Annotated in this window: 9 protein-coding genes and 2 pseudogenes; 5 read left to right on the top strand and 6 right to left on the bottom strand. The window is 57.4% G+C overall.

All coding sequences use genetic code 11. From position 1 onward, the window contains the following. The 5 genes and pseudogenes from VGC62_RS19035 to VGC62_RS19015 form a co-directional block, all read right to left on the bottom strand. Positions 1–314: pseudogene (locus VGC62_RS19035) on the bottom strand (3-octaprenyl-4-hydroxybenzoate decarboxylase); the annotation flags it as partial. Positions 315–396: 82 nt separating this feature from the next. Further along, positions 397–2,352: an acyltransferase family protein gene (locus VGC62_RS19030; protein ID WP_331188632.1), complete on the bottom strand. Its 1,956-nt coding sequence runs from the start codon at positions 2,350–2,352 to the stop codon at positions 397–399. Positions 2,353–2,443: 91 nt separating this feature from the next. Beyond that, positions 2,444–3,703 (bottom strand): transcription termination factor Rho, encoded by a 1,260-nt coding sequence (rho, locus tag VGC62_RS19025; RefSeq protein ID WP_331188631.1) that lies wholly within the window; start codon positions 3,701–3,703, stop codon positions 2,444–2,446. 227 nt (positions 3,704–3,930) lie between these two features. Further along, entirely contained in the window at positions 3,931–4,260 is a 330-nt protein-coding gene (gene trxA / locus VGC62_RS19020) for a thioredoxin TrxA (RefSeq protein WP_331188630.1), read from the bottom strand. Positions 4,261–4,385: 125 nt separating this feature from the next. Continuing rightward, the gene (locus VGC62_RS19015) at positions 4,386–5,090 is read right to left on the bottom strand and encodes a FadR/GntR family transcriptional regulator (RefSeq protein WP_331188629.1); all 705 of its coding nucleotides are present in this window, start codon (positions 5,088–5,090) and stop codon (positions 4,386–4,388) included. A gap of 249 nt (positions 5,091–5,339) precedes the next feature. Here VGC62_RS19015 and VGC62_RS19010 point away from each other — a divergent pair, with 249 nt between their 5' ends. From VGC62_RS19010 to ppx, 5 genes are all read left to right on the top strand, one after another. Continuing rightward, a complete protein-coding gene (locus VGC62_RS19010) occupies positions 5,340–6,125 on the top strand; it encodes a transporter substrate-binding domain-containing protein (protein ID WP_331188628.1) in 786 nt (261 codons plus the stop codon). A gap of 41 nt (positions 6,126–6,166) precedes the next feature. Then, positions 6,167–6,832 carry an amino acid ABC transporter permease gene (locus VGC62_RS19005; RefSeq protein WP_331188627.1) on the top strand — a complete coding sequence of 222 codons (666 nt, stop codon included), beginning with the start codon at positions 6,167–6,169 and terminating at the stop codon, positions 6,830–6,832. Next, positions 6,829–7,479: an amino acid ABC transporter permease gene (locus tag VGC62_RS19000; protein WP_331188633.1), complete on the top strand. Its 651-nt coding sequence runs from the start codon at positions 6,829–6,831 to the stop codon at positions 7,477–7,479. The genes VGC62_RS19005 and VGC62_RS19000 overlap by 4 nt, the downstream gene beginning before the upstream one ends. After that, entirely contained in the window at positions 7,466–8,200 is a 735-nt protein-coding gene (locus tag VGC62_RS18995; protein ID WP_331188626.1) for an amino acid ABC transporter ATP-binding protein, read from the top strand. The genes VGC62_RS19000 and VGC62_RS18995 overlap by 14 nt, the downstream gene beginning before the upstream one ends. 93 nt (positions 8,201–8,293) lie before the next feature. Beyond that, positions 8,294–9,796 (top strand): exopolyphosphatase, encoded by a 1,503-nt coding sequence (gene ppx / locus VGC62_RS18990; RefSeq protein ID WP_331188625.1) that lies wholly within the window; start codon positions 8,294–8,296, stop codon positions 9,794–9,796. Here the strand turns inward: ppx and VGC62_RS18985 are convergent. Further along, positions 9,783–10,482, bottom strand: a pseudogene (locus tag VGC62_RS18985) (RNA degradosome polyphosphate kinase); the annotation flags it as partial. The gene ppx and the pseudogene VGC62_RS18985 sit on opposite strands and share 14 nt — an antisense overlap.

The following is a 10,482-nucleotide window of genomic DNA, read 5'->3' as shown; positions in this document are numbered from 1 at the left end:
CAGGCGTCTTTCAAGCCTTTGGGTGGCTCGGGCTCTTTGAGAAATGCCAGCAACTTGCCGATTTCTCGTAGCTCGCTCACCGCTTCCGCGCCCATGCCCATCGCCACGCGCTCAGGCGTGCCAAACAGGTTGCCGAGCACCGGGATGTCGTAGCCGATAGGGTTTTCGAACAACAGGGCCGGGCCCTTGTTGCGCAGGGTTCGGTCGCAGATTTCGGTCATTTCCAACACAGGGGAAATGGGGACCTGAATGCGTTTTAACTCTCCGCGCTGCTCAAGCTGCTGCACGAAATCCCGTAGATCCTTGAATTTCATTAACCCGGCCACTTAACAAATAGATGCACATCCTACCTGCTCTGGCGGTCTACAGCAGCTTCCGAACGCGCAATTGCGCGTGTTATCTGGGGTTTTCGCTGAGGAAAATCGGCGCCAGCAGTGGCTTCATTCGTTCGCCGCCCTGATCGGACAGATGGTTTTCATCCATGTACTGCGAATAACCGTCGAACTCGGCGCGACAGATGCCTGCGATGCACATCAATGACGCGGGATCAATGACGCGAACCTGCGGATCTTCCGCACTCAAACGACTGAACAACGAATCGAAAAACCGCTGCCGCGCATAGTGGTCGGCAATCGGCCGCCCAACGTTTTCTGCGCCACGACCTATCATCGCCAAGCTGCTGAGCCGCGCAACCGTACCCTGACGCTGAAGCGGAACCTCTTTGAAGATCCACACGCGTGCGCCGGCAGCGCGCAGGCTGGCAACCATCTCACCGAAGTCCCTGGCCACTTTTTGCTCAGCGACAGTGCGGCTGTCGTTACGGTAGAGGACATGCCGCATGTCACCATCTTCTTCGCCATACAGATAAAGACTCCAGCGCGCCGCCAACACCACGTCGTGGATTTTCTGCTGGCGGACGGTTTGCAACGTCTGCTGGTTGAAGTCCTGACACTGCTGACGCATTTCATGACCGAGAATTGGCAGGCAACCCGACAAGCTCGCCAGCCACACGGGGATCGCAAACCGCTGAGCATCGGCCTGGATCGCTGGCAACAATGCGGCGGCGTGGCTATCACCCCACACCAGTTGAACCGGTGGCGTATTTTCATCGCCACCGAATCGACAGACTTTGGTCAAGTCGGGGCTGTCACGTTGCAACAAGCACTCCATCTGCCCCTGCTGCCAGGACCGCGCTTGTGCATAGCGCAGCGCCTGACCCGACAAACGCTCAGGCACACCCTCGGTCGAGCGTATCGCCTGCCCTGCGCCAGCGATCACCACCATGCTGATCAAACCGCCCACCAACACTGGCTTGCGCCCAGCCAACCAGCGTTTTTCCCGGAACGGCAGCTCGACAAACCGCCAACTCAACCACGCCAACACAGCGCTGAGGGCGACCCACATCAGCGCTTCGCGAGGTTGCATACCGTCAACCGATACGGCGTTGGCGTAGACAAAAATCGGCCAATGCCACAGATACAGCGAGTAAGAAATGAGGCCAACGCCCACCATCCAGCGTGTGCTTAACAGCCGCCCCACCAACGTAGGTGCCTGACCATTGGCCCAGAGCATTGCTGTCGCGCCGAGTACAGGCAACAACGCGGCCCAGCCTGGGAACGGCGTGTATTGATCGAAACCGAAAATAGCGAGCAGCACTGCCGCCAGCCCCACCAGACTGACCAACTGATACGCCACCGGCGGCCATTTGTGCTGTGAATCAGGCAACACCGCGAGCATCGCGCCACACAGCAACTCCCACGCACGCATCGGCAGCAGGAAGAATGCAGCATCGGGTTCGCGCTTGATCATCCACACGTTAAGCGCAAAAGACACCAACAACAGACCGAACAACACCCACCGCCATTGGCGAAAATAGCGGGTCAGGACGACCATCAACAGCGGGAAGAAGATGTAGTACTGCTCCTCCACCGACAGCGACCACGTGTGCAGTAGCGGCTTGAAATCAGAAGCGGGGTTGAAATAACCATCCTGACGCATGAACAGAATGTTGGAAATGAACATTGCCTGGTAACGCACCGAGCGGCCCAGTTGTGAATAGTCGTTGGGCGGCATGAGTACCCAACCCACCAACAACACAGCCAGCATCACGACACTCAACGCGGGAATGATGCGCCGGACCCGACGCGCCCAGAAATCGACGAAGCTGAAACGTCCGGCGCTGATTTCGCGCAAGATGATCAATGTGATCAGATAGCCGGAAATCACGAAAAATACGTCCACTCCGACAAAGCCGCCACTGATACCACACAGACCGAAGTGGAACAGGACCACCGCAATGACGGCCAGAGCCCGTAGGCCGTCGATGTCTCGACGATTACCGAACGTATGCATGACGCTCCTTGTCGCGCCTTCTGGTTTAAAGCGCGGGCAAAAAAAATGGTGTCCTAAAAAGGACACCATTGATTTTTTGCGGTTCAGCCTGTTATTTGCGCTTCATCGACAGGAAGAACTCATCGTTGGTCTTGGTCTGTTTCAGCTTGTCGATCAAGAACTCTATAGCAGCGACCTCGTCCATCGGGTGCAGCAGCTTGCGCAGAATCCACATGCGCTGCAACTCATCGTCAGCCGTCAGCAACTCTTCGCGGCGTGTGCCGGAACGGTTGATGTTGATGGCCGGGAAGACGCGCTTTTCAGCGATCTTGCGATCCAGAGGCAGCTCCATGTTGCCGGTGCCTTTGAATTCTTCGTAGATCACTTCGTCCATCTTCGAACCGGTTTCAACCAGCGCGGTAGCGATGATGGTCAGCGAGCCGCCTTCTTCGATGTTGCGCGCGGCACCGAAGAAACGCTTTGGTTTCTCCAGGGCGTGAGCATCGACACCACCTGTCAATACCTTGCCGGAGCTTGGGATGACGGTGTTGTAGGCGCGGGCCAGACGAGTAATGGAGTCGAGCAGAATTACCACGTCCTTCTTGTGCTCGACCAGGCGCTTGGCCTTCTCGATCACCATTTCGGCGACTTGAACGTGACGGGTCGGAGGCTCGTCAAAGGTGGAAGCGACGACTTCGCCACGCACGGTGCGCTGCATTTCTGTCACTTCTTCTGGACGTTCATCGATCAGCAGAACGATCAGATGCACTTCCGGATTGTTACGCGTGATGTTCGCCGCGATGTTCTGCAGCATGATGGTCTTGCCCGCTTTGGGCGGCGCAACGATCAGACCGCGCTGACCTTTACCGATTGGCGCACACAGGTCGATGACACGGCCGGTGAGGTCTTCGGTGGAGCCGTTACCGGCTTCCATTTTCATGCGAACGGTCGGGAACAACGGCGTCAGGTTTTCGAAAAGAATTTTGTTCTTCGCGTTTTCCGGGCGGTCGTAGTTGATCGTGTCGACCTTGAGCAGTGCGAAATAACGTTCGCCTTCCTTCGGAGGACGAATCTTGCCGACGATGGTGTCGCCGGTACGCAGGTTGAAGCGGCGGATCTGGCTAGGCGAGACATAGATGTCATCAGGGCCCGCAAGATACGAAGCATCAGCCGAGCGCAGGAAGCCGAAGCCGTCCTGGAGGATCTCCAGCACGCCGTCACCAGAGATTTCCTCGCCACTTTTAGCGTGCTTTTTCAGCAGGGAGAAGATCACATCCTGCTTGCGCGAACGGGCCATATTTTCTATGCCCATCTGTTCGGCCATTTCGAGCAGATCGGTAATAGGCTTTTGCTTGAGTTCAGTCAGGTTCATATAGGAATGACGTAATCATGTATGGAGGGGGAATTAAGCTTTTGGCTTAATGAGGCCGCGCCGCAGAGAAGGCGACAGGATCGCGTAGTAAATCGAAAGGAGAGCGTCGGCGACGGCTAGCAGGGGGCAACGGAGAAGCCGTTGCGGGGCCGAATGTACCACCTGATTTTCCAGGCGTCTAGTACGCCAGCAAAAAAAACCCCGCAACTTGCGGGGCTTTAGCACCATCAGATGTTGGCGTCGAGGAACGCTTGCAACTGAGACTTGGACAGTGCGCCGACCTTGGTCGCTGCAACTTCGCCGTCCTTGAACAGCATCAGTGTCGGAATACCACGGACGCCGTGCTTGGCTGGAGTTTCCTGATTTTCATCGATATTGAGCTTAGCGATAGTCAGTTTGCCTTCGTAGGTACCGGCGATATCGTCCAGAACCGGGGCAATCATTTTGCAAGGGCCACACCATTCAGCCCAGTAATCCACCAGCACAGGACCGCTAGCCTTCAGGACATCGGCTTCGAAGCTTGCGTCACTGACGTGTTTGATAAGTTCGCTACTCATGAGAGTGTCTCCGAGGTCGTAGGCAAAAAAACGTGGTCCATCATAGCGGCACCTGACCGCGACAGGAAGACGGGGTTGATTGTCTCTTGCTATGACCCCGGATGAGCCCGCCAATCAAAGAAAACTCAGCCTGACGGCGCAACAAACACAATGCCGGTTCTCAGAGCGGCTCCACGTATATGTTCCTGCATGGCTTTTTGCGCGGGACCGGAGGCGTTGCGGGCCAGCGTTCGGAGGATTTTGCGATGTTCTTGCCAGGTTTCCATGGCCCTGCCGGACCGGATGAACGGTAGCTTCTGGCTTTCGAGGAATATGTCGGCGCTGGCGGTAATAATGCTCAGGATCGCTTGATTGCCACTGGCGACCAAAATGCGCCGGTGGAAATCAAAATCCAGGCGCGCCGCTGCATCGAAATCACCGGCTCGTAACTCAAGGCGCATGGACTCGACATTGTCTTCGAGGCTGTCACGCTCATCAGCTGTCAGCGTGACGGCCGCAAGGCCCGCGGCAAAGCCTTCCAGTGCATAGCGCAGTTGAAACGTTTCAGACGGCGACGCCGTTGCTGCAAAAGGCCAGGAAAAACCACCCGTGCTCTGTTGTGGTTCAGCAATCGCCTGAACGAACACGCCTTTGCCCGGCTGAACACTGACCACCCCCAGCGCGCTCAGCGAAGACAACGCCTCACGCAATGACGCACGACTAACCCCCAGGCGTACAGCCAGATCACGCTGCGAGGGCAGGCTGTCACCGGGGACATAGCCTTGCTCGGCGATCAATTTTCGGATCGCCTGGAAGGCTGCTTCAGGTACCGCAATGGGGCTGGGATACATAACGATTCAGGCGTAATAGTCGTCGAAAGACCTCTTGTATATCCATCTCGGCAATACAGCAAGTGGCGCCCAAGCCAGGTGCGCCGGGGCTTCTGGCCGCGCCAAAGAAGGGCAAAGAATCTGCCGACTGTTCAGACCAGTAAGACCTAACCCTCCCCACAGCCCAGTACCCGTGGTATTGAGCAATGATGGCATGGGCTATGCACTGCTGGTTTCAGAAATACCTTTCGCTCGATTCGGAGACGTCCCATGACCAAGCGTTACAGCGCTCTGCTTGCCGCCCTGTTTGCCAGCTTGATGCTGACCCAGGCCCCCGCTCACGCCAATGGCCTGGACGATGTGACCGCGCGCGGAACATTGAAAGTCGCTGTACCGCAGGACTTCCCTCCGTTTGGCTCGGTCGGCCCCGATATGAAACCGCGCGGCCTGGACATCGACACCGCGCAACTGATCGCCGATCAACTGAAGGTCAAGCTTGAACTGACGCCGGTCAACAGCACCAACCGCATCCCGTTTCTCACCACCGGCAAGGTGGATCTGGTGATTTCCAGCCTGGGCAAAAACCCGGAGCGCGAGAAGGTCATCGACTTCTCCAACGCTTACGCCCCGTTCTACCTTGCGGTGTTTGGCCCACCTGATGCGCCGATCAACAACCTGGATGACCTCAAAGGCAAAACCATCAGCGTGACCCGTGGCGCCATCGAGGACATCGAGTTGAGCAAAGTCGCCCCTTCGGATGCCACGATCAAACGCTTTGAAGACAACAACTCAACGATTGCAGCGTACCTGGCAGGCCAGACTGATCTGATTGCCAGCGGCAACGTGGTGATGGTCGCGATCAGCGAGAAGAACCCCAAGCGCGTTCCAGCGCTGAAAATAAAACTCAAGGATTCCCCGGTGTATGTCGGCGTGAACAAGGGTCAGCCTGAACTGCTGGCCAAGGTGAACGAAATCATAGAAGCCGGTAAGAAAGACGGTGCCCTGGAAAAAAACTCCCAGACTTGGCTCAAGCAACCCCTGCCTGCCGATCTTTGATCGCTGCTCTTTAGTCACCGCATCCGATCCGGGGCTTTTAAATGGCTTATCAGTTCGACTTCATACCGGTCCTGCAAAACGCCAATCTGTTGCTGCGCGGGGCCATGTTCACGCTGGAGCTGACCGCCATCGGCACGTTGCTCGGGGTTAGCCTGGGCATCGTGGGTGCCATTGTCAGGGCCTGGAAGATCCAGCCGTTCTCGGCAATTTTTGGTGTCTACGTCGAGCTAATCCGTAATACGCCGTTCCTGGTGCAGTTGTTTTTTATCTTTTTCGGCCTGCCTTCGCTGGGCATCCAGATTTCCGAATGGCAAGCGGCGATTCTGGCGATGGTGATCAACCTGGGCGCTTATTCCACGGAAATCATTCGCGCAGGCATTCAAGCGATCCCACGCGGGCAGATTGAAGCCTCGGCGGCGCTGGCGATGACGCGCTTTGAAACCTTTCGCCACGTGGTGTTGGTTCCAGCGCTAGGCAAGGTCTGGCCAGCACTGAGCAGCCAGATCATCATCGTCATGCTCGGCTCGGCGGTATGTTCGCAGATCGCCACTGAGGAGCTGAGCTTCGCGGCCAATTTCATCCAGTCGCGTAACTTCCGAGCCTTCGAGACGTACATCATCACCACCCTGATCTACCTGTTCATGGCGCTGTTGATTCGTCAGTTGCTGGCATGGGTCGGACGTCGCTACATCGCAAGGAGCCGCTGATGGAATTTACTCTTTGGGACATCGTGCGCAACTTACTGACCGGCTTGCAGTGGACACTGGCGTTGTCGCTGGTGGCGTTCATTGGCGGCGGCGTGATCGGCCTGGTAGTGATGACGATGCGCATCTCTGACAAATCCGCGTTTCGCACCCTTGCCCGCTGTTACATCGAGCTGTTTCAGGGTACGCCGCTGTTGATGCAGCTATTTTTGGTGTTCTTCGGTGTCGCATTGTTGGGTATTGATATCTCGCCCTGGCTGGCCGCCGCACTGGCGTTGACGCTGTTCACCAGCGCGTATCTGGCCGAAATCTGGCGCGGCTGCGTCGAATCGATAGCCAACGGACAGTGGGAGGCGTCGGCGAGCCTTGCACTGACACCGCTTGAGCAACTGCGTTATGTGATTGTGCCGCAAGCGTTGCGCATTGCCGTGGCGCCCACGGTTGGCTTTTCGGTACAAGTGGTCAAAGGCACCGCCGTGACCTCGATCATCGGCTTTACCGAGCTGACGAAAACCGGCGGCATGCTCGCCAACGCAACCTTTCAGCCATTCATGGTCTATGGCTTCGTCGCCTTGGGCTACTTCCTGCTTTGCTACCCCTTGTCGCTCAGTGCCCGCTACCTGGAAAGGAGATTGCATGCCTCTGCTTAGAGTTTCCGCGCTGCATAAATATTACGGCGACCATCACGTTCTTAAAGGTATCGACCTGACCGTCGAAGAAGGCCAAGTAGTGGCTATCATCGGGCGCAGCGGTTCGGGCAAAAGCACGTTGCTGCGCACGTTGAACGGTCTGGAATCGATCAACGACGGCGTGATCGAAGTCGATGGCGAATACCTGGACGCCGCCCGCGCGGACCTGCGTTCGTTGCGCCAGAAAGTCGGCATGGTGTTTCAACAGTTCAACCTGTTTCCACACCTGACCGTTGGCGAAAACGTAATGCTCGCGCCGCAAGTGGTGAAGAAGGTACCCAAGGCAGAAGCTAAAAAACTCGCGAAAACCATGCTGGAGCGTGTGGGTCTGGGCGAGAAGTTCGACGCTTTTCCGGATCGTCTGTCGGGTGGACAGCAACAGCGCGTGGCGATTGCTCGTGCGCTGGCGATGTCACCGAAAGTCCTGCTGTGCGACGAAATCACCTCAGCGCTCGATCCTGAGTTGGTCAACGAAGTGCTCAGTGTTGTGCGTCAGTTAGCCAAAGACGGCATGACCTTGATCATGGTGACCCACGAAATGCGCTTCGCCCGTGAAGTCGGCGACAAACTGGTGTTCATGCACCAGGGCAAGGTGCATGAAGTCGGTGATCCGAAGGTGTTGATGGCCAACCCGAGAACGCCGGAGTTGGCGAACTTCATTGGCTCGGTAGATCAGGCATAAGGCCCGTACGCGATCAAACTGTGGGCGCTGCTGTTTGGCGGCAGTGCTGGATCGTGGCACGATGTCGGGGTTATCGACTGAGACCCTTTGACCATGCCGCAATCCACAGCTAACAACCTCTCGCTGATCGCTGCGATCGACCTGGGCTCCAACAGCTTTCACATGGTCGTCGCCAAAGCTAATCAAGGCGAAATACGCATCCTTGAGCGCTTGGGTGAGAAAGTGCAGTTGGCCGCAGGGATCGACGACGAGCGTCGGCTCAGTGAAGAATCCATGCAACGCGGGCTCGATTGCTTAAAGCGTTTTGCCCAACTGATCAACGGTATGCCTTTGGGCGCCGTACGGATTGTCGGCACCAACGCCCTGCGTGAAGCGCGCAACCGCGTCGAATTCATCCGCCGCGCCGAAGACATCCTCGGGCACCCCGTTGAAGTCATTTCCGGTCGAGAAGAGGCCCGGCTGATCTACCTCGGCGTGTCCCACACACTGGCCGACACGCCTGGGAAACGCCTGGTTGCCGATATCGGCGGCGGCAGCACCGAGTTCATCATCGGTCAGCGTTTCGAACCGTTGCTGCGCGAAAGCCTGCAGATGGGCTGCGTCAGCTTCACTCAGCGCTACTTCAAAGACGGCAAGATCACCCCGGCGCGCTACGCCCAGGCCTACACGGCGGCGCGGCTGGAGATCATGAGCATCGAACACGCGCTGCATCGCCTGGGCTGGGATGAAGCGATCGGCTCGTCCGGCACTGTTCGCGCGATTGGTCTGGCGCTCAAGGCTAACGGCCACGGCACTGGCGAGGTCAACGCCGAAGGGCTGGCCTGGCTCAAGCGCAAGCTTTTCAAGCTGGGCGAAGTCGACAAGATCGACTTCGACGGCATCAAACCGGACCGTCGTGCGATTTTCCCGGCGGGCCTGGCGATTCTGGAGGCGATCTTCGACGCCCTCGAACTTCAACGCATGGATCACTGCGAAGGCGCGCTGCGTGAAGGCGTGCTCTACGACTTGCTGGGCCGTCATCACCACGAAGACGTGCGTGAGCGCACACTCAGCTCGCTGATGGAGCGCTATCACGTCGATCTGGAACAAGCCGCACGTGTCGAACGCAAAGCGCTGCATGCGCTTGAGCAAGTCGCCAAAGCATGGGGGCTGGAAGATGACAGCTACCGCGAACTGCTGAGCTGGGCGGCGAAAGTCCACGAAGTCGGCCTCGACATCGCGCACTACCACTACCACAAACACGGCGCGTACCTGATAGAACACTCGGACCTCGCCGGCTTCTCGCGCGAAGACCAGCAAATGCTTGCGCTGTTAGTACGCGGGCATCGACGCAATATTCCCAAGGATAAGTTTGCCGAATTCGGCGAAGAAGGCGTGAAGCTGATCCGGCTGTGCGTACTGCTACGCTTCGCGATCCTGTTCCATCACATCCGCGGCACCCAAGAGATGCCGCAGCCTGTGCTGACCGCCAACGGCAACAGTCTGGACATCCTGTTCCCGGACGGCTGGCTGGCGAACAATCAACTGACTCAGGCCGACTTCGCGCTGGAAGCGGATTGGCTGACCCGAGTCGGTATCATCCTTACCGTACGCTGAGAATCGGGTTGCTCAGGCGCTCCAGCAGGGTCGCTTGAGCGCTACGTGCGTTCTGATTGCCGGTTGGCGTACTGCGCACATAACGTCCATCAGCCTGCAGCAGCCAGCTGTGGGTGTTATCGGTCAGATACACCTCAAGTTCTTTCTTGACCCGCAGGATCAGCTTCTTGCCTTCAATCGGGAAGCAGGTCTCGACACGCTTGTCGAGGTTGCGCTCCATCCAGTCGGCGCTGGACAGGTACATCTGCTCGTCGCCGCCGTTGAGGAAGTAAAAGACGCGGGTGTGCTCCAGGAAGCGACCGATGATCGAGCGCACGCTGATGTTGTGCGACACACCGGCAATGCCAGGGCGCAAACAGCACATGCCGCGTATCACCAGATCGATCTTTACGCCCGACTGACTCGCCTTGTACAGCGCACGGATGATCTTCGGATCAGTCAGCGAGTTGAACTTGGCGATGATGTGCGCCGGTTTGCCCTCAAGCGCAAACTGCGTTTCCCGGGCAATCATGTCGAGCATGCCCTTCTTCAGGGTGAACGGCGCATGCAGCAGCTTCTTCATGCGCAACGTCTTACCCATGCCGATCAACTGACTGAACAGTTTGCCGACGTCTTCGCACAAGGCGTCGTCGGAAGTCAGCAGGCTGTAGTCGGTATAAAGACGCGCATTGCCAGCGTGGTAGTTG

The sequence above is a fragment of the Pseudomonas sp. genome, assembly GCF_036404235.1.
Lineage (GTDB): Bacteria > Pseudomonadota > Gammaproteobacteria > Pseudomonadales > Pseudomonadaceae > Aquipseudomonas.
Note: the sequence above shows the minus strand (reverse complement) of the source record. Positions and strands in the feature narration are given on the sequence as shown.

Excerpts from the sequence above, each read along its gene's own strand:
- VGC62_RS19010 (WP_331188628.1), top strand. The coding sequence starts at position 5,340 with ATGACCAAGCGTTACAGCGCTCTGCTTGCCGCCCTGTTTGCCAGCTTG.
- rho (WP_331188631.1), bottom strand. The coding sequence starts at position 3,703 with ATGAACCTGACTGAACTCAAGCAAAAGCCTATTACCGATCTGCTCGAA.
- VGC62_RS18995 (WP_331188626.1), top strand. The coding sequence starts at position 7,466 with ATGCCTCTGCTTAGAGTTTCCGCGCTGCATAAATATTACGGCGACCAT.
- VGC62_RS19015 (WP_331188629.1), bottom strand. The coding sequence starts at position 5,090 with ATGTATCCCAGCCCCATTGCGGTACCTGAAGCAGCCTTCCAGGCGATC.
- trxA (WP_331188630.1), bottom strand. The coding sequence starts at position 4,260 with ATGAGTAGCGAACTTATCAAACACGTCAGTGACGCAAGCTTCGAAGCC.
- ppx (WP_331188625.1), top strand. The coding sequence starts at position 8,294 with ATGCCGCAATCCACAGCTAACAACCTCTCGCTGATCGCTGCGATCGAC.
- VGC62_RS19030 (WP_331188632.1), bottom strand. The coding sequence starts at position 2,352 with ATGCATACGTTCGGTAATCGTCGAGACATCGACGGCCTACGGGCTCTG.
- VGC62_RS19005 (WP_331188627.1), top strand. The coding sequence starts at position 6,167 with ATGGCTTATCAGTTCGACTTCATACCGGTCCTGCAAAACGCCAATCTG.